The 18,056-nt window shown below is 62.9% G+C and carries 17 protein-coding genes; 1 reads left to right on the top strand and 16 read right to left on the bottom strand.

From position 1 onward, the window contains the following. Window positions 1–172 precede the first annotated feature (172 nt). The 14 genes from phnE (C8348_RS05185) to C8348_RS05120 all read right to left on the bottom strand — a co-directional run bounded on the left by phnE (C8348_RS05185) (window position 173) and on the right by C8348_RS05120 (window position 14,401). On the bottom strand, window positions 173–1,507 hold the full coding sequence (phnE, locus tag C8348_RS05185; RefSeq protein WP_106752215.1) for a phosphonate ABC transporter, permease protein PhnE: 1,335 nt from the start codon (window positions 1,505–1,507) through the stop codon (window positions 173–175). A gap of 15 nt (window positions 1,508–1,522) precedes the next feature. Beyond that, window positions 1,523–2,371, bottom strand: a complete 849-nt coding sequence (gene phnE, locus C8348_RS05180) for a phosphonate ABC transporter, permease protein PhnE (protein ID WP_106752214.1) — start codon at window positions 2,369–2,371, stop codon at window positions 1,523–1,525. Between the two features lie 67 nt (window positions 2,372–2,438). Next, the gene (gene phnD, locus C8348_RS05175) at window positions 2,439–3,356 is read right to left on the bottom strand and encodes a phosphonate ABC transporter substrate-binding protein (protein ID WP_106752213.1); all 918 of its coding nucleotides are present in this window, start codon (window positions 3,354–3,356) and stop codon (window positions 2,439–2,441) included. A 52-nt stretch (window positions 3,357–3,408) separates the two neighbouring features. After that, entirely contained in the window at window positions 3,409–4,251 is an 843-nt protein-coding gene (gene phnC, locus C8348_RS05170; protein WP_106752212.1) for a phosphonate ABC transporter ATP-binding protein, read from the bottom strand. Window positions 4,252–4,815: 564 nt separating this feature from the next. Further along, entirely contained in the window at window positions 4,816–5,694 is an 879-nt protein-coding gene (locus C8348_RS05165; RefSeq protein ID WP_106752211.1) for an alpha/beta hydrolase, read from the bottom strand. Window positions 5,695–5,742: 48 nt separating this feature from the next. Beyond that, the gene (locus tag C8348_RS05160) at window positions 5,743–6,561 is read right to left on the bottom strand and encodes an aspartate dehydrogenase (protein ID WP_106752210.1); all 819 of its coding nucleotides are present in this window, start codon (window positions 6,559–6,561) and stop codon (window positions 5,743–5,745) included. Then, complete coding sequence (locus tag C8348_RS05155) at window positions 6,548–7,249, bottom strand: ABC transporter ATP-binding protein (RefSeq protein WP_106752209.1); 702 nt, start codon at window positions 7,247–7,249, stop codon at window positions 6,548–6,550. Before C8348_RS05155 ends, C8348_RS05160 begins: the two co-directional genes overlap by 14 nt. Beyond that, window positions 7,243–7,998, bottom strand: coding sequence for an ABC transporter ATP-binding protein (locus C8348_RS05150; RefSeq protein ID WP_106752208.1), 756 nt, complete (start codon window positions 7,996–7,998; stop codon window positions 7,243–7,245). Before C8348_RS05150 ends, C8348_RS05155 begins: the two co-directional genes overlap by 7 nt. Further along, the gene (locus C8348_RS05145; RefSeq protein WP_106752207.1) at window positions 7,995–8,978 is read right to left on the bottom strand and encodes a branched-chain amino acid ABC transporter permease; all 984 of its coding nucleotides are present in this window, start codon (window positions 8,976–8,978) and stop codon (window positions 7,995–7,997) included. The genes C8348_RS05150 and C8348_RS05145 overlap by 4 nt, the downstream gene beginning before the upstream one ends. Beyond that, complete coding sequence (locus C8348_RS05140) at window positions 8,978–9,892, bottom strand: branched-chain amino acid ABC transporter permease (protein ID WP_106752206.1); 915 nt, start codon at window positions 9,890–9,892, stop codon at window positions 8,978–8,980. Before C8348_RS05140 ends, C8348_RS05145 begins: the two co-directional genes overlap by 1 nt. A 192-nt stretch (window positions 9,893–10,084) precedes the next feature. Beyond that, window positions 10,085–11,251 carry an ABC transporter substrate-binding protein gene (locus C8348_RS05135; RefSeq protein ID WP_106752431.1) on the bottom strand — a complete coding sequence of 389 codons (1,167 nt, stop codon included), beginning with the start codon at window positions 11,249–11,251 and terminating at the stop codon, window positions 10,085–10,087. A gap of 129 nt (window positions 11,252–11,380) precedes the next feature. After that, the gene (locus C8348_RS05130; RefSeq protein ID WP_106752205.1) at window positions 11,381–11,923 is read right to left on the bottom strand and encodes a 3-hydroxyanthranilate 3,4-dioxygenase; all 543 of its coding nucleotides are present in this window, start codon (window positions 11,921–11,923) and stop codon (window positions 11,381–11,383) included. A gap of 25 nt (window positions 11,924–11,948) precedes the next feature. Beyond that, complete coding sequence (locus C8348_RS05125; protein ID WP_106752204.1) at window positions 11,949–12,905, bottom strand: dihydrodipicolinate synthase family protein; 957 nt, start codon at window positions 12,903–12,905, stop codon at window positions 11,949–11,951. 62 nt (window positions 12,906–12,967) lie between these two features. Beyond that, window positions 12,968–14,401, bottom strand: a complete 1,434-nt coding sequence (locus C8348_RS05120) for an NAD-dependent succinate-semialdehyde dehydrogenase (RefSeq protein WP_106752203.1) — start codon at window positions 14,399–14,401, stop codon at window positions 12,968–12,970. A 166-nt stretch (window positions 14,402–14,567) separates the two neighbouring features. Between C8348_RS05120 and C8348_RS05115 the strand changes: the two genes are divergently transcribed. Continuing rightward, window positions 14,568–15,470 (top strand): LysR family transcriptional regulator, encoded by a 903-nt coding sequence (locus C8348_RS05115; RefSeq protein ID WP_106752202.1) that lies wholly within the window; start codon window positions 14,568–14,570, stop codon window positions 15,468–15,470. Between the two features lie 365 nt (window positions 15,471–15,835). Here the strand turns inward: C8348_RS05115 and C8348_RS05110 are convergent, their stop codons facing one another. Beyond that, the gene (locus tag C8348_RS05110) at window positions 15,836–17,470 is read right to left on the bottom strand and encodes an AMP-binding protein (RefSeq protein ID WP_106752201.1); all 1,635 of its coding nucleotides are present in this window, start codon (window positions 17,468–17,470) and stop codon (window positions 15,836–15,838) included. 127 nt (window positions 17,471–17,597) lie between these two features. After that, entirely contained in the window at window positions 17,598–18,044 is a 447-nt protein-coding gene (locus tag C8348_RS05105; protein ID WP_106752430.1) for a RidA family protein, read from the bottom strand. Window positions 18,045–18,056: the final 12 nt, after the last annotated feature.

The raw sequence follows: 18,056 nt of genomic DNA, 5'->3' as shown, positions 1-18,056 counted from the left end.
ACTCGAATCGCCATCGCCATGTCTCCGCTGTTGGTCCCACTATGCCGGAGCGGCAGCTGAAGGCCAACGGAGGGGAACGGGCAGACGTGCAATTGCCGACAACGGTCAATGCAATTGAAAAAGGGCGCTGCCGTTTCCGGCTGCGCCCTTTTTGATCACCCAACACTGGGTATCAGTTGCTGCCCTCGATCAGCTTGCGACGCAGCCAGCTCGACAGGCTGTCCATGGCACTGACAAGGATGAGGGTCAGGACAATGATATAGGCGACGTTTTCCCAATCCCGGGAGGTCTTCATCGTCTCGACCAGGACGAGACCGATACCACCAGCCCCCAGCGCCCCGATCACAGTTGCCGAGCGGGTGTTGGATTCCAGATAGTAAAGGCCTTGGGACAGGAGCACGGGCAGGATCTGCGGAATAACGCCGAAGCGATAGGCCTGCAACTGGTTCGCGCCGGTCGAGTTGACACCTTCAAGCTGCTTTCCGTCAATGTTCTCAAGTGCTTCGGAGAACATCTTACCAAGCGTCCCCATATCGGTGATGGCAATTGCCAATGAACCGGTGAGCGGCCCGAGGCCGAAGGCACGGATGAAGATCAGCGACCAGATCAGCGAGTCCACTGTGCGGACAAAGTCGAACAATCGCCGCACGGCAAACCGGACCGCCATGGAGGGCGTAAAGTTTCGTGCAGCGAGAAACGCCAGCGGAAGCGCCAGAATGAAGGCGGTCAAGGTCCCCAGAACGGCCATCAATAGCGTTTCGAACAGGGCGACAGCAATAACGCCGTGCTGCCAGTCCTGATTGCCCCAGAATGTGTTCCAGACAAGGCTTGCATTCGACTGCGCGGGATCGAGGCGGTCCGCCGAGAGCATGAGCGACACCACCGCCCCGGCACTCATGCCATTCAGGGGTGAATTGAACGGGAACCAGAAATTCTCCCAACCAAAGAAGTAACGATGCACCTCGATCTTCGACCTGGAGACCTGGACACGGCGGTCAAATGTCGGGCGCGCGTCGAACTTCTGCTCGTTGCCGGATACCCATTCCGGCATCGGTCCGGGCAAGGTGACTTCAACCTTGTCGTTCACGACCTTTGCGACGATGAGACCATAGTCAGGAACATTGAACTGAAGCGTCTGGCCATCGATTTCAGCAATGTATCCATCACCCAGATCAATGGTTGTCCGGTTGCCCTCAACGGCAACCCATTCCGGGCTGGTTCCCTTCGCATAGGTGGCCGTGCGCTCGCCTTCGACTGCGATCGTCAGGTCGCCCCGGCGCAGGTTCTGCTCGACATGGACCTTGTGATAGATCGTATCGACGCCCAGCAGGGCTGCCCGCTGCGGATCCGCGTTGCCAAGGATGGCTGAGACATCGAATGCCATCCAGGCATAGGCAAGATAGGCAAGAACGATCAGGGGAATGCCAACGGCCCGCAACATACGGCCGCGGATGGCACGTTGTGCAAGTTCGAGGTTCGGTTCCGATGGGAGGGTAGCGGCGGTCATGGTCCTGTGCTCCCGTCAGTGACGCGCTGCGCCGGTCAACCGGGCACGCAGGTATGAGGACGTCTGGTCGATGATGATGATGGCCAGGAACAGCAGCAGGAACAGGGCCGCCGTATCGTCGCCGGCCCCCTGCCCCCAGCCGATCGACCGGCGCAGCTCCGAGCCGATGCCGCCGGCACCAACGAAGCCAAGGATCGCCGACGCACGTACGTTGATCTCGAGGCGGAGCAGAAAGTAGCTGAGATAATTCGGTGCGACTTGCGGCATCACGGCAAAGCGGATGCGCTGGATCCAGTTGCCGCCGACTGCCTTCAAGCCTTCAATCGGCTTGCGGTCGATGTTCTCGTTGACTTCGGAGAACAATTTGCCGAGCGCACCCGCCGTGTGGAAGGCCACCGCGATCATGGCCGGGATCGGGCTCGAGCCAAGCAGGAAGATCAGAAAAAGCGCGATGACCAACTCGGGAAACGCACGCATGACGTCCATCACACGCCGCGTCACCGGGATCAACGGAGGCCAGACATCCAGGTTGCGCGTGCTCGCAAAGGACAGGCCCATTGCAAGGAAGCCGCCAATGATCGTCGCGACAAACGCGATGTTGAGGGTCTCGATCAGGGCAGGGAAAAAATGCCACATCAGACCAAGCAGTCCGAAGAGCCCAAGATCCCATGCTTCGATCACGATCTCGGAAGGATAGTCGAAGAACTTGGTGAGACCGGTCAGGAAACTTCCGGAGTTGAGTTCATTTGCTTCGCTGTAGCCCCAGGCCATCATAGCGACAACAAGGAGAACCGCCCCAAACGAATACAACTGCCGTTGCCGGCGCATGGCGAGCACGCTGGTGCCAAGGTCGATCACGGCCATACCAAACTCCTGTTGAGAAAAGGCGGCCCCGGGTGAACCCGGAGCCGCCGTAGTCAGTCAGACGAACTCAGTTGCCGGCAGCGCGGCGAACTTCGACGATGTTCTCATAGGCAGAATGATTGATCGGCTTGAGGCCGAGCACTTCGCCAGCCATGAAGCTGTAGGCGCATTCCTTGTCCATGAAGCCGAGCGAGGCGAGCATGCCGGTCACGTCGACCTTGACGCGTTCCGGCAGGGCCTTGCGCAGGACGATCGGGCCTTCAACGATGATCGGCGACTTCCAGATCTGTACGAGCTGGGTCATGTCGACCAGACCGGCGTCGGCAGCCTTGCGCAGGGCACCCGAGTTGTAGCCGTCTTCCCACTCGCCAAGGCCGTCGGCCCAGGTGACGCTGGCCGGGTAATCGCCGTTGAACACGCCAACGATCGACTGCTCGTGGCCGCCCGAACTGACGACTTCCGAGAAGAACTCGCCGTTCTTGGTGGAATAGCCAGCCTTGTTCAGCTCGTAGCTCGGGATGAGGAAGCCCGAGGTGGAGTTCGGGTCGCCGAGGGCGAACTTCTTGCCCTTCAGGTCGTCAAGCGACTTGATGCCGCTGTCAGCGCGGGCAAAGCCGATGGCATGGTAACCGAAGGTGCCATCAACGTTGACCTTGACGAGGACCGGCTCAACGGCTTCCGGGTTGGTCAGGTAGACCTTGGCATAGGCCGAAGCGCCCAGCCAGGCCATGTCGAGGTTGCCGCCGAGCAGGCCTTCGATCACGCCGTTGTAGTCGGCCGGAGCGAAGATCTTGGTCGGAACGCCAAGCAGCTCTTCAGTCTTGGCGCGAATGCACTCGTTGGAGCGCAGACGATCGGACGAGTTCTCACCACCGAGGATACCGATGCGGAATTCGGTGATTTTTTCCTGAGCAAGAGCCGGGGTGGCCATCAGGGCGATCATGCTGACTGCGGCAGCGGACGCAATCTTCGAGAAAAGGGTCATATCCGGTTACTCCAAGGATGAAGACGAGTGATGACGAGAGGGGTGCAGCGGTTCAGACCGCCGCTGCCGCAGGGGTCATCTGCCCGGCGGAAACTGAAGAAAGGTGCGGATGCGCTGCGGGCGCCTCCAGGGCGGTGGAAGTTGCAGCCTCGTTGAAGCTGTCATCCGCACCGTAGATTTCACGGGCAACATCCGTGGTCAGCGCTTCCGGAGCGCCGTCGAAAACGATGTCCCCGTCCCGCATGCCGATTACGCGCTCGCAATAGCGGCGGGCGGTATCGAGGGTGTGGAGATTGCAGATCACGATCTTGTTGTCGCGGTCATGGATCTCGCGCAGGGCGTCCATGACGATCTGGGCATTCATCGGATCAAGCGAGGCAATCGGCTCGTCTGCAAGAACGAGCTGCGGCTCCTGGACCAGGGCGCGGGCGATGGCGACGCGCTGCTGCTGACCACCTGAGAGTTCCTCGGCGCGCTTGATGGCTTCCTGCGCAATGCCCAGGCGATCCAGCGCCATCAGGGCACGTTCGATGTCTTCCTTGCTGAAGACGTTGAACAGGCTTTTCAGGGTGGAGTGGCCATTGAGACGGCCGAGCATCACGTTTGTGACCACGTCAAGACGCGGCACAAGGTTGAACTGCTGGAACACCATGGCGCAATCGCGCTGCCAGCGGCGCTTTTCAGCCCCGCCGAGGCTCAGCACGTCACGGCCATCGAACATGATCCGGCCGGATGTTGCTGGCGTCAGTCGATTGATCATGCGCAGGAGCGTCGACTTGCCCGCACCGGACCGACCGATAATCCCGACCATCTGCGGCTTGTCGATCGTAAAGGTGACGTTGTTGACGGCTGTGCGCGAGCCGAACTGCTTGGTTACGCCTTCAAAGGTGATCACCGGACGCCCCGTTGTTTGTTCTCATCTTGAGGCGACAAGAGCCACGGGTTTGTTACAGCTCGATGACAAATCCTTTGCGGAACCTAAATTGAAAATGAAGTTTTAATGACAGTTCGGGCGGTGCATTCATCTGCACCAAGACCAGATTGTAACTTCAATACAATTTCATGACAGCCGCGACAGGAAAAACATGAGCAGTCACAGGGGGACTTGACGCGGTCCGTCGCCAAACCGTCATGCAATCCCCTCCTATCAGGCTCAATACAAGTACCTATGAATGCCGTTGATGATCCTGATGCACCCGCACCGCCGCTGATGGGAAAACAGCTTTCCCCGTCCTGCCTCCGGCGGATACGGGAGGTTCCGGTCCCGGATCCGAGGTCGATTCAGGCATCACTCGCTGCAGCGTTTGAAAGGCGGCGGGGAGCGAAGAAGCGCGGTCAGCGCGGACCAAGTCGCCCGGCGTGACCAGACCCGTCGCGTCTTGCGCAACCAGGGGCGCGAGATCAGCGCTCACGTTGCCGGCGTTGCTCGAGACGCCTGGCGCCGGACGGCGCGCTGCTGTCAGGCGGCAACGAGCCGCAGCAGCGTTTGTCCGACGTCGGTCGCCGGATCGCAAAGGTCGAAGACGATATCGAAGTGATTGCGGTCGCGGGCCCGGATTTCCGGCATGCCTAGCGCCTCGGCATAGGCGCGGGTCTGGCGGTGAAACCCGGACGTCTCGTGTTCGGCGACGGCGATGACAGAACGGGGCGCACCGGTCAGATGGCGCAGCGGGCTCAGGGTCTCAACCTCCTCCTGCGTCAGCTGCATCCAGTCCTGGACATGACTTCCGGCGATCGGGGCCAGTTCGAACAGCCCGCTGAGGGGAAGCGCTGCCTTCAATACCTGCCCGGGCAGACCGAAGTCCTGTTGCCAGCCGGACATCATCAAGGTTCCGGCCAGATGCCCGCCAGCGGAACTCCCGGTGACCACGATGCGGTTGCGGTCAATGCCGAGGCTGGCCGCCTCGCGCCAGAGATAGGCCAGCGCCGCCCGCATCTGCCGGGTGATTTCGGTGAGGCTGGCGCCGGGAGCAAGCGTATAGTCGGGGGCTGCTGAGGCAATGCCGAGATCGGCCAGCATCGGGGCCATGAAAGCCGAATGTTCCTTCGACAGGGCGCGCCAGTAACCGCCATGAATGAACAGCACCAGGGGGCGCAATTCGCCCGGGCGTGTACCGAACAGATCGAGTTTCTCGCCGCTGACAGCGTCATAGACAAGATCCAGTTTCGCCCCGGCCATCGACCGGGCGGGGAGCGACCGGGAGGCGTATTCGGAGATGATGGCAGCAAAGTCATCCGGGGCAACACAGTTGCGCGCGGTGTAGTCGGCATCCAGCCGGTCGCGCGGCCAGTGGCCTTCTGCAATCAGCGAGGCTGGGGTGGCGGGCAGGTCGGACATATCAGCTTTCCTTTCTACCAGATCGCTGTCGAAGAGATCCCGCCGGGGTCACAGCACCAATGTGCCGGCTCGGTTCTCGATCAGGCGGACCAGCGACAGAGCGGTCATCTCGGAGGACTTCGGGTTGGTGGCCAGTGGGCGATTGGTGAGGGTGAGGTCCATCTCGCCAAAGGCTCCGCTGGCGCGAATGCGATGAATGTTGCTGGCCACATCCGGATCGGCAACCAGCGCGACTTCGGTGCGGTCCAGGCCGATGCCAGCAAGGGCAGAAATGACGGCGACATTGGCGTTCTGGGGATAGGCCGCAGCGGCTTGCCGGGCGGAGCCCTGAAAGAAGACATGCGCTTCGGTCAGATCGGAAAGATCACAGGCGCTTTCAGCCGCTGTGCCACGCCAGGCAGCTGGCGGTTTGATGATGTCGTGGCGGACGCTGGCCAGATCCAGCCGGGAAGCCGCCGCCAGCGCATCGATGCCACCGAGTGCACCCGGCGGGACAAGAAGCTGGGCGTTGTTGCTGCGTGCCAGTTGCAGGAATTCCTCCAGCAGGTCGCCGCTGACAAAGGCTGAGGTAGACGACACAGCGAAGTCGATGCCGGCAGAGAGGGCAGCGCGGCCCCAGGGGGCGACGCTGTCGCGGCCTGCGGCCTCGACCACCAGCCGCGGACGCTCCCCTGCCCTACCCGTCAGTTCATCGGGAGATGTTATATGTCGGCATGCGGGCGGCAGACCGTTCAGCTCAGCGTCCGCATCCCGGGTGGCAACGGCAATCAACCGGACAGGAGAGCCCCGTTCGGCCAGAAGTCCGCCCACCCGCCGGGCAATCGCGCCCCAGCCAACCAGGACAACGGGAAGATCAGAGCCCGACATAGGCCTGCACCCGATCCGAGTCCCGATCCATGTCCGACCCGCTTCCGATCCAGACCGTCCGGCCCTTCTCGACGATGTAGTGCCGGTCAGCCAGGCGCTTGAGCACTGACAGGTTCTTGTCGATCAAGAGAATCGACTGCCCTTCCCGCTTCAGGTGCTCGATGCAATGCCAGATCTCGGTGCGGATGACGGGGGCAAGCCCCTCGGTCGCCTCGTCGAGGATGAGGAGGCGCGGATTGGTCATCAGCGCCCGGCCAACAGCCAGCATCTGCTGCTCGCCGCCCGACAGCGTTCCAGCCACCTGCTCGGAGCGTTCTTTCAGACGCGGGAACAGGGCATAGACCCGATCCAGCGTCCAGGGATCGGACCGCTTCAGCCGGTTGGAGGCTGTGGCGACCAGGTTCTCGCGCACCTTCAGCGTCGAGAAGATCTGACGGCCTTCCGGCACCAGACCGGCACCAAGACGGGCAATGCGCTCCGGCGCAAGCCCGGCGGTGGCGACGCCCTCGAACTGGATGGCGCCGCCGCGCGGGGTCAGCAGCCCCATGATGCAGCGGACCGTGGTGGTCTTGCCCATGCCATTGCGGCCCATCAGGGTCACGACCTCGCCATCCCGGATCTCGAGATTGACGTCGAACAGGACCTGGCTCTCGCCATAGGCGGCCTGAAGATTGGCGACACTCAGCACAGTTCGTCCTCCGCCCCGAGATAGGCCTCGCGCACGGCCGGGTTGTTGCGGATCTCGTCAACGGTACCGCTGGCGATGATGCGGCCATAGACGAGCACGGAGATACGGTCGGCAAGCGCGAAGACCGCCTCCATGTCATGCTCGACCAGCAGCATGGCCGCGCTCTTGCGGGTCTCGCTGAGCATTTCGATCATCGCCTGGCTTTCGACATGGCCGAGACCGGCCATCGGCTCGTCGAGCAGCAGGAGACGCGGCTTCATGGCCAGCGCGACGATCAGTTCCAGCTGTTTCTTCTCTCCATGGGAGAGATCGGCAACCCGGATGTCGGCACGATCTGCCAAACCGCTGGAGGCCACAAAGCCGCGCGCCTCGTCCCAGACTGCCCGGCGGCCGCGTGCCAGATCGTAAATGCGGAAGTTGTGTCCCTCGCGCACCTGGATTGCCATGCCGACATTCTCGAGCACACTCAATTCATCCAGCAGGCTGGTGATCTGGAATGTCCGGCCAAGCCCGAGTGCGACCCGGTCAGGGGTTTTGAGGTGGGTGATGTCACGACCGGCCAGGTGGATCGTCCCGGCATCCGAGACCAGTTCGCCGCAGAGCTGGTTAATCAGGGTCGACTTGCCGGCCCCGTTCGGACCGATCAGGGCGTGGATTTCGCCCTCACGCACATCAAGGCTGACGTTGTCGGTGGCAATCAGGCCGCCGAAGGTCTTCACCAGACCCACAATCGACAGAATGACGCTCATTTGACACCTCTCCGAACAAGCGCGGTGATGCGCTGGACCAGGGCGGCAAGACCGCCCCGGGTGCCAAGCACCACGACCAGCAGGATGAGACCCAGTGCGAAGGGCCAGTGCTCGGACCAAGCTGCGAGGAATGTTTCAAGGATGAGAAAGGCTGCGGCGCCGAGGAAAGGCCCGAACAAGGTACCGACGCCGCCGAGGATGACCATGATCATCAGCTCGCCCGACTTGGTCCAGTGCATCATGTCCGGTGAGGCAAAGCGCAGGAAATTGGCCATCAAGGCTCCGGCCAGTCCCGCGCCCATGCCCGACAGGACAAAGGCATAGAGCTTGTAGCGATAGGCCGGAATGCCGACCGCAGCCATGCGGCGTTCGTTCTGGCGGATGCCTGAAATGACCGTTCCGAAGCTGGACTGGGTCAGACGGCGCAAGCCATAGAAGAACAGCACCGTGATGGCGAGGACGACATAATAGAACGTCGCCTTGTCGCGCATGTTGAGGCCGGGCAGTGCATTGGTACGCCGGATGATGATGCCGTCCTCGCCGCCATAGGCCTTGAGCGACACGAAGAGGAAGAACAGCATCTGGGCGAAGGCCAGCGTGATCATGATGAACTGCACGCCGCCGGTGCGCAGCGACAGGGCGCCGATCGCTGCGGCGAAGAGGCCAGCAACCAGCACGGCCAACGGCAATGTCAGAAGCATCTGGTCGGTGCCCGGGACAATCCCGAACAGCGGTTCACCGCTGGCATGATGGGATGCCAGAATTCCGACGACATAGGCGCCGATGCCGAAGAAAGCCGCATGGCCGAAACTGACCATCCCGCCATAGCCGAGGATGAAGTTGAGGCTAGCAGCTGCCATGCCGTAGATCAGGATGCGGGTGGCCAGCGCCAGGAGCGAGGCTTCGCCCAGTTCCTGCGTAATTGTCGGCAGGGCGGCGAGAGCGAGAATAAGTATGAGTGCCAGGATCCGGTTGCGCATCACGACCCCGCTGCGAACAGGCCCTTGGGCCGGATGAGGAGAACGAGTGCCATCAACAGGTAGATCCCCATGGACGAAATGCCGACCCCGAGCGCATCGGCTTCGGAGGCTGGCATGACAGTACGCAGCATGCCGGGCAGGAAGGCGCGCAGGCAGGTGTCGATGACGCCAAGGCCGATGCCGGCCACAAAAGCGCCGCGGATCGATCCGACACCGCCGATGACCACCACCACGAAAGTCGCAAGCAGGATCTGCTCGCCCATGCCGACCTGCACGGCCAGAATCGGTCCGGCCATGTAGCCGGCAAGGCCGGCCAGCAGCGCGCCGAGACCGAAGACCACTGTATAGAGAAGCCGGATATCAACGCCGAGAGCGCGGACCATGTCGCGATTGGTTGAGCCGGCACGCACCAGCATGCCGATCCGCGTGCGGTTGATCAGGAAATAGAGCCCGACCGCCACGAGCAGGCCAGCGCCAATGATCAACAGGCGATACGGCGGATAATAGAGGCCGGGCAGGATCTCGACGGATCCTTCAAAGGCGGCCGGCAGGAGGGTGAAGACCGGCGAGCGCCCGAACAGCATCACGATCAGTTGGTTGAACATCAGGATCAAGGCGAAGGTCGCCAGCACCTGATCCAGATGATCGCGCTGGTAGAGCTTGCGGATCACCAGTGCCTCGATGGCGAGGCCCGTCAGGGCGGCGGCCCCGAGGGCGGCCGGCAGACCGAGCCAGAAGCTGCCCGTTTCAGCTGCTACGAATGTGCCCGCATAGGCACCCACCATGTAAAGCGAGCCATGTGCGAGGTTGATCACGCCCATGATGCCGAAAATCAGGGTCAACCCCGCCGCCAGAAGAAACAGCATGACGCCGTACTGGAGGCCGTTCAGAAGTTGTTCGAGAACGAGAATCATCCGCCCGCCCGATGATTTGAGTGCCAAAGCCTGCGCATGCCGTCCCGCGGTATGACAGCAGGAACGGACCAGTGCCCTGGTCATGCCCATTCAGGCACGACCCAAGCCACGCATGCGCCCGGTAGCGAAAAGGGAGACGTAGCGCCACCATCTGCGATGCGGCAGCCCAGGCTGCCGCATCGCGATGTCAGCTTACATCTTGCACTGATCCGCGTAGGCATCGCCATAGTCTTCAAGGAGCTTGTCCTTGGTGACGGCGACCGGCTTGCCATCCGGGCCGGCGACGATGTCGAGCAGGTACCAGTCATGCACCGGATGCTGGTTGTTGCCGAATTTGAAGTCGCCACGGACGCTCTTGAAGTCAGCAGCGCGAACAGCTTCGCGGAACTTGTCGAGATCGTCGACGCCGCCGGTCTTGGCCAGCGCGGAGGCAATCAGCTTGGCCGTGTCATAGCCCTGCGAGGCATAGTAGGTGATCGGTCGGCCGAACTTCTTGTCCCAGGCATTCACGAACTCAAGGTTCGCATCGTTCTCGAAATCACGGTTCCAGTGCGCGGTTGCAAAGATACCGACAGCGCCCTCACCGACTGCATTGAGAACAACCGCGTCGGTCGACGGCTCGGACAGGACCATCGGGATCTGACCCGTCAGGCCAGCCTGGGCATACTGCTTCAGGAAGGCAATGCCGAGGCCACCCGGGTGAAACTGGAACACGACTTCCGGATCGGCCGCGCGGATCTGCGCCATTTCCGAAGCAAAGTCGGTCTGGTCAAGCTGGGTGTAGATTTCGCCAACGATCTCGCCGCCAAAGGTGCGCTTGAAGCCGTTGATCGCGTCCTTGCCGGCCTGGTAGTTCGGAGCGAGCACGAAAGCCTTCTTGAAGCCGAGCTTCTTGGCAGCAGCGCCAGCGGCTTCATGCAGGGCGTCGTTCTGCCAGGAGACAACGAAATAGTTCGGATGGCACTCGGCACCGGCCAGGTTCGACGGACCGGCGTTCGGCGAGATGTAGATCGCGTCATTGTTGACGATGTCCGGCACGGTGGCACCGGCAACATTCGAGAACACGATGCCGGTCAAGAGCTTCATGCCCGCATCGCCCATGAATTTCTCGGCGATCTGGCGGCCATTGCCCGGCTTCAGGCCATCGTCCTCGACAACCAGCTCGACCGGCACGCCGCCCAGCTTGCCGCCTTCCATCTCGATGGCGAGCAGCATGCCGTCGCGGATGTCCTGACCCAGGTAGCCGGCCGGGCCGGACAGGGTCGTGATCATGCCAATCTTCAGCGGGTCCTGCGCCATGGCAGTGCCGCTCATCAGCGCAGCGATGCCCGCTGCGGCCAGAATCAGTTTCTTTCTCATGTCTTCACCCTCTGTTTTTTTGCCTTCCGGCATCAGCCGGATACCGGCGCGACACGCCGGCTCCAGTCTTGATCTTGTTGTCAGGCTTCAGCTTGCAATGAGCCGCTGAATATTTCAAGCCTAAAACAATTACAGTTTCACCCAACCTTCCGGAGGTTCCTTGCCGGGATGGATCGTGCCACAGTTCGGGCAGGTGCGCTTGGCTTCATCGGCATAGAATGCCTTGTAGATCGGCGGCAGGTCATCAACGATCGACTCCAGGTCGACCTCCGCCCGATGCACCAGCGTCTGGCATTCAAAGCAGTACCACTCGACCGCATCCAGCTCACCCTCGGGGCGCGCCGGCTCGATGACGAGGCCGATGGAGCCTTCCTGCGGGCGCTGCGGCGAGTGGCGCACATGCGCCGGCAGCAGGAACACATCGCCCTCACGGATCGGCACGTCGTAGAACTCCTTGCCGTCGTAAAGCTTCAGCAGCATGTCGCCCTTGAGCTGGTAGAAGAACTCCTCCACCGGGTCGTCGTGATAATCGGTCCGCTTGTTCGGGCCGCCGACGACCGTGACCATCAGGTCGGCATCCTTGAACACCATCTGGTTGCCGACCGGCGGCTTCAGGAGGTGCTTGTGTTCATCGATCCACTTCTGGAAATTAAAGGCCTGAAGTCTTGCCATCACTGATCTCCTCTTTGAGGCAAGGTCACGCGAGCTTGAGCCCGCAAGCGTCAAATGCGGCCCGTGTGCGGGCTTTTTCTTCTTCGGTGAGTTCGAGCAGCGGCGGGCGGACCCGGCCACCGGTCTGGCCCAGGAGGTCCTGCCAGTACTTCTGGTGCGAATGGGGCTTTTCGGCAGGGCGGGTGCTCTTGAGCGCGTGGCGGACGGGCTCAAGCGAGGCACTGATGGCGCGCGCCTCGTCGGCCTTGCCGGCAAAGGCAAGATCCGTGTAGGCGCGCATGCGCTTGTCGGCAGCGGTCTGGATCAGATACGGGGGCGACGAGCAGAGATACAGCTGCCAGTTCAGCTCCAGGATGTTGTCCAGCCATTCCTCTTCCGAGGCGGTCGAGACGAGGATTCGGTCACCGGCAAGCGCGGTGAGCTGCTTGTACATGTCGCGCGGGACGGAATACTTGATCGCCACGACATTCTCGATATCGGCCAGGCGGTTGCACAGTTCCGGGCTCATCAGGTAGCCGCTGTCGGGATGCGACCACAGCGCGATGCCGATGTCGACCTTCGAGGCAATCGTCTCATAGTAGCGGATGAGCGTTTCGTCTTGGGCCTTGAAGAAATGCAGGATCGGCGCATGCACGACGATATAGTCAGCGCCGCAAGCCTGCGCATGGCGGGCGAGATCGATCACCACGTCCATGTTCTGATCGGAACAGGACATGATGGTCTGGGCGCGGCCGCCGGCCGCCTCGACGGCGAGGTCAAAGCAGCGCTTGCGCTCGTCCAGCGACATGGAGAAGAACTCGCCCTGCTTGCCGGCGATGAAGAAGCCGTCGATGCCGAGGTCGTCGATCCAGTGGTTCATGTTGGCGCGGAAGCCCTCCTCGTCCATCGAGAGGTCTTCGCGGAAGGGCATCAGGGCCGCAGCCCAGATGCCGCGCATGGTGGCGAATGCGTGCGCCTTGGCGTCCTTGCGGGTGTATATCATGTCAGCAACCTCATGCGGGACCGGTGCCGGTCGAAAGGGGGCGGGGCAGCCAGCGCGGCCGGTCAGATTTCCATGCGATGCGAGACGGTCTTGACGACCGTGTAATGCAGGATGCCTTCCGCCCCGCCTTCGCGGCCAAAGCCGCTTTCCTTGACGCCGCCGAAGGGCGTCGCGGCAACCGAGGCTTCCAGCGTGTTGATCGAGACATTGCCGGCCTCGACCTCGTCGGTGATGCGGTCGACATTGGCGGCGGAATTGGTGAAGGCATAGGCGGCCAGGCCATAGGGCACGCCGTTGGCGCGCGTGATCGCCTCGTCCAGCGATGCCACCGGATTGATGATGGCGAGCGGGCCGAAGGGCTCCTCCTGCATCACCCGGGCGTTGTCCGGAACTTCCGACAGGACGGTGACCGGATAGAAGTAGCCGGGCGTGTTCGGGCGCTGGCCGCCAGTCAGCAGCTTGGCGCCCTTGGTCACGGCGTCAGCCACCAGCATCTCCATCGCCTCGACGCGGCGGTGGTTGGCGGTCGGGCCCATTTCGGTCTCGGGGTTGAGGCCGTTGCCCATCTTCACGGCCTTTGCACGCTCGACAAAGGCGTCGCGATAGGCCGCAAAGATCTTTTCATGCACAAAGAAACGAGTTGGCGAGGTGCAGACCTGGCCGGCGTTGCGCGCCTTGCGGATGGCAGAGGTGATGCCGGCCTTCACCGGGTCCGCATCATCGCAGACGATCACCGGGGCATGACCGCCCAGTTCCATCAGCACGGGCTTGGCGTAGCGGGCGGCGATCCCGGTCAGGTGCTTGCCGACCACGGTCGAGCCGGTAAAGGCGACAAGCCGGACCTGCGGCTGCGGGATCAGATAGTCCGAGATCGTCGCCGGTACACCGAAGACAAGGTTCAGGACGCCAGCCGGCAAGCCGGCATCATGGAAGGCGCGGGCGATGTGCCAGGCGCCGGCCGGGGTCTCCTCGGCAGCCTTCAGGATGATGGAGCATCCGGCAGCGAGCGCGCCGGCGACCTTGCGGGCCGGCTGGCTGAGCGGAAAGTTCCAGGGCGAGAAGGCCGCCACCGTGCCGATCGGCTGGTGATGCACCATGTAGCGGATGCCGGGCTCGCTGGGGATGATGCGGCCATAGAGGCGCTCGGCTTCACCGGCGTCCCATTCGAAGAACTCCGCGCCGCGGATCACCTCGAGGCGCGCCTGCTGCAGCGTCTTGCCATGCTCGCGGGTGATGTCCGGGGCGATATCCTCGATCCGCTCGCGCAGGAGGCTTGCGGCCTTGCGGATGATCTCGGCCCGGCGCATCGGAGCGGTGCGGCGCCAGATCTCGAAGCCGCGCGCCGCCGCCTCAAGGGCATCGTCGAGGTCAGAGGTCGCAGCGACAGGCAGCTTGCCAATCTCGGTCTCGTCGGCCGGATTGATTACCGGCAGGTGGTCCGCCGTCTTGCGCCAAGCGCCGCCGATGTAAAGCTGGAGATCGGGATAGTCGCGCATGTCCGGGCCTCTGTTCCTCAGATTTTGTTGGCCGCCAGATTGGCTCACCGCCCTGGCGTGGTGTTGATCAAGAGGATCGGACAAAGATGAATTATCGACAAGACGGATTTATCGGATAAATTAATATCGTTTTCCGTATGAGTTTGCCGGTGGCGGAGCGGCGGCGATGAAACTGACACTGAAACAGATCCAGGGGTTCCTCGCGGTTGCGGAGGCCGGAAGTTTTTCAATGGCCGCCAAACGGCTCAACACGGCGCAGCCGGCCCTGTCGCAGGCGATCAAGGACCTTGAGGCCGAGCTGGCCGTGCGCCTGTTTGACCGTACGACGCGCCGGGTCGAACTGACGGATGCCGGACGTGAGTTCCACATCGCCGGCGCCAAGATCATGGACGATCTGGAACATGCGGTGGAAGGGGTGCATATGCTGGCCGAACGGCGGCGGGGCAAACTCAGGGTCGCGGCCCCTCCCCTTCTGGCCAGCTACGTTCTGCCGAAGGTGATCGCGGAGTTCCAGGCGGCCTATCCGGGGATCGTCGTCCAGCTCTCGGATGTGGGCACGGAGCAGATCCTCGATGCCATCCGCACAGCCAAGGCCGACTGCGGCATCGGCACGTTTCCGCCAGCCGATGATGACATCGAACGCCAGCCGCTGATCCGCGACAGCCTGATGCTGTTCTGCCCGGCGCAGAGTGTGATTGCCGGCCGCGACCGGGTCGCCTGGCGCGAACTGGCGGACCTGCCGCTGATCACGCTGACGCGCGAATCGGGCATCCGGCTGCTGGTCGAGGTGGGGTTTGAGGCAGCGCAGACGCCACCACGCATCGCCTTCGAGGTGACACAGGTGACCACCGCGCTGGCCTTGGTCGAGGCAGGTCTGGGCGTTGCGGTTCTGCCGACCTATGCCCGCGCCGCGATCCGGCACGAAAGCCTTCGCGCCGTTCCGCTGGATGAACCCGTGATTGCCCGCGAGGTCATGCTGCTGAAATCCCGCGACCGGCCACCCGGGCCGGCCGCCAATGCCTTCATCGAACATCTAAGCCGCGCCCTGCGCCGCTTGGCTGCGGAGTAACAAGGCCCCGGGGGTGTCTTGGGGGGGGCGGTCGCATTCGTCGCCACCGTTTTTTCGCGGCGTCTCAGCCCCCCTCCCCCTCGTGGGGTGGGGTTGGGGGTGGGGGGAACAGACTGTAACCCAGGTCACCTGCGTTCCTGACTGGGCGTGTTTCACACACTTTGCGATCAAACGACCACCCGTGCCCCCACCCCCGGTCCCCTCCCCACGAGGCGGAGGGGGCTGAGAGGCTCGACCAGAATTGCGCTACGGATGTACAGTCAGCCCAGACGTGACCTGTTGCGCCGATTACCCCCCTCTGCCCCCTGACGGGGGCCTCTCCCCCGCAAGGGGGGAGAGGGCCGGTGCCAGGTGTCCGAACCGGATCAGCTCGTCTCGCGCAGGCGGAAACGCTGGATCTTGCCGGTCTGGGTCTTGGGCAGTGCGTCGGTGAAGAGGATCCGGCGCGGGTACTTGTAGGGTGCGATCACCGCCTTGACGTGATCCTGCAGCCGCTTGACCGTCGCCGCATCCGGCTCGACACCGGCGGCGAGCACCACATGCGCCTCGACGATCTGCCCACGTTCCTCGTCGGCAGCGCCGATCACAGCGCATTCGAGCACATCGTCATGCGACAGCAGCGCGGCTTCCACTTCCGGCCCGGCGATGTTGTAGCCGGCGGAGACGATCATGTCGTCGTTGCGGGCGGCGAAGTGGAAATAGCCGTCCTCATCCTGCCAGAAGGCATCACCAGTGATGTTCCAGCCGTTCTGGACGTAGCCGGTCTGGCGATGGTCGCCAAGGTAGCGGCAGCCGGTCGGCCCGCGCACGGCGAGACGGCCCACGTCGCCCCGCTTCTGCTCGTTGCCGGCCTCATCGACGATGCGGGCCTCGTAGCCGGTGACCGGCTTGCCGGTGCAGGCTGGGTGGCTGTCGCCGAAGCGGTTGGAGATGAAGATGTGCAGCATCTCGGTTGCGCCGATGCCATCGAGCATCGGCTTGCCGGTCTTGGCCATCCATTCCTCATAGACGGGCGCCGGCAGCGTCTCGCCGGCAGACACAGCGGCGCGCAGGCTGGAGAGGTCTGCCCCCTCCTCCATCGCCTTCAACATGACGCGGTAGGCGGTCGGCGCGGTGAAGCAGACGGTGGCGCGGTACTTCTGGATGATCTCGATCAGGTTCGGCGGCGAGGCGGTTTCCAGCAGAGCTGCGGCAGCACCGAACCGCAGCGGGAACACGGCGAGACCACCGAGGCCGAAGGTGAAGGCCAGCGGCGGGGAGCCAACGAAGATGTCCTCCGGCGTCACGCCCAGCACTTCGCGCGCGTAGCCGTCAGCGATGATCAGGATGTCGCGGTGAAAATGCATGGTGGCCTTGGGCACGCCGGTGGTGCCGGAGGTAAAGCCCAGCAGCGCCACGTCATCGCGGCCCGTTTTCACGGCCTCGAACCGGACCGGCTTGGACAGGGCGACCCGGTCAAGCTCGGCATCGTGGTTGGCGGTGCCGTCGAAGCCGATGACCTTTTTCAGGAAATTGGATTCCTTGGCGCAGGCGACCAGTTCGTCCATCAGCCGCGTATCGCACAGGGCGAGCGAGATTTCGGCCTTCTCGACGATCTTGGCCAGTTCGCCCGCGCGCAGCATCGGCATGGTGTTGACGACGACCGCGCCGGCCTTGGTGGCGGCAAGCCAGCAGGCGACCATGGCCGGGTTGTTGGCCGAGCGGATCAGGACCCGGTTGCCGGGCTTGACGCCATAGTCCTCGACCAGCGCATGGGCGATGCGGTTGGTCCAGTCGGTCAGTTCCTTGTAGGTGCGCTGGCGGCCGTTGCCGATGAGAGCAACATGGTCGCCAAGCCCCTGCTCCACCAGCCGGTCGGTCAGCTCGACCCCGGCATTGATGAAATCCGGATAGTCGAAGCCATCGAGACGGATCTCTGGCCAGAGCTCAGCTGGCGGCAGGTTGTCACGCGTGAACGTATCGACATGGGCACTGGGGCCCAATTTCAGGCTGGCGGTCATTTTGTATCCCCTCGTTCTTCCATCCGCGTCGCGCGGTTGGCGGCCTTCCTGTTCCGGATGCGGGGTAACCCGTCTTGACCGCCGGTAGTGTTGCTGAAGCTTGCTTCGTGCGATCTGGCCCTTGGGCTCAGGCCGCCTCGTCCGGAACCACGGCGGTGGCCTCGATCTCGACCTTCGCCCGGTCCTCGACCAGCGCCACGACCTGCACCAGGGCCATGGCCGGGAAGTTCTTGCCAAGGTGACGGCGATAGGCGGCACCGATCTCGCGCAGGTTATCGAGATAGAGGCGCTTGTCGGTCACGTACCAAGTCATGCGAACGAGATGCTCCGGGCCGGCGCCCCCCTCGGCCAGGACCTCGACGATGTTCTTCAGGGTCTGGTCGACCTGGCCGACGAAATCGTCCGTCTCGAATTCCTGCTGCCCATTCCAGCCGATCAGTCCGCCCAGGAACACCATACGGCCACGGGCGGCCACGCCATTGGCATAGCCCTTCGCCGGCTTCCAGGATTTCGGGTTGAGGAACTCGTGCGGCGACTGGCCGCTGGCGACTGTCGGGGCCGCATTGGGGGCCATGGTCGTTGCATC

Source organism: Pannonibacter carbonis (genome assembly GCF_003012935.1).
Taxonomy (GTDB): Bacteria; Pseudomonadota; Alphaproteobacteria; order Rhizobiales; family Stappiaceae; genus Pannonibacter; species Pannonibacter carbonis.
This window is presented reverse-complemented; position numbering and strand designations above follow the sequence as displayed.

Coding starts and splice junctions, on each gene's coding strand:
- phnE (WP_106752215.1), bottom strand. CDS start 1,507: ATGACCGCCGCTACCCTCCCATCGGAACCGAACCTCGAACTTGCACAA.
- phnE (WP_106752214.1), bottom strand. CDS start 2,371: ATGGCCGTGATCGACCTTGGCACCAGCGTGCTCGCCATGCGCCGGCAA.
- phnD (WP_106752213.1), bottom strand. CDS start 3,356: ATGACCCTTTTCTCGAAGATTGCGTCCGCTGCCGCAGTCAGCATGATC.
- C8348_RS05165 (WP_106752211.1), bottom strand. CDS start 5,694: ATGTCCGACCTGCCCGCCACCCCAGCCTCGCTGATTGCAGAAGGCCAC.
- C8348_RS05160 (WP_106752210.1), bottom strand. CDS start 6,561: ATGTCGGGCTCTGATCTTCCCGTTGTCCTGGTTGGCTGGGGCGCGATT.
- C8348_RS05150 (WP_106752208.1), bottom strand. CDS start 7,998: ATGAGCGTCATTCTGTCGATTGTGGGTCTGGTGAAGACCTTCGGCGGC.
- C8348_RS05145 (WP_106752207.1), bottom strand. CDS start 8,978: ATGCGCAACCGGATCCTGGCACTCATACTTATTCTCGCTCTCGCCGCC.
- C8348_RS05140 (WP_106752206.1), bottom strand. CDS start 9,892: ATGATTCTCGTTCTCGAACAACTTCTGAACGGCCTCCAGTACGGCGTC.
- C8348_RS05135 (WP_106752431.1), bottom strand. CDS start 11,251: ATGAGAAAGAAACTGATTCTGGCCGCAGCGGGCATCGCTGCGCTGATG.
- C8348_RS05130 (WP_106752205.1), bottom strand. CDS start 11,923: ATGGCAAGACTTCAGGCCTTTAATTTCCAGAAGTGGATCGATGAACAC.
- C8348_RS05125 (WP_106752204.1), bottom strand. CDS start 12,905: ATGATATACACCCGCAAGGACGCCAAGGCGCACGCATTCGCCACCATG.
- C8348_RS05120 (WP_106752203.1), bottom strand. CDS start 14,401: ATGCGCGACTATCCCGATCTCCAGCTTTACATCGGCGGCGCTTGGCGC.
- C8348_RS05115 (WP_106752202.1), top strand. CDS start 14,568: ATGAAACTGACACTGAAACAGATCCAGGGGTTCCTCGCGGTTGCGGAG.
- C8348_RS05110 (WP_106752201.1), bottom strand. CDS start 17,470: ATGACCGCCAGCCTGAAATTGGGCCCCAGTGCCCATGTCGATACGTTC.
- C8348_RS05105 (WP_106752430.1), bottom strand. CDS start 18,044: ATGGCCCCCAATGCGGCCCCGACAGTCGCCAGCGGCCAGTCGCCGCAC.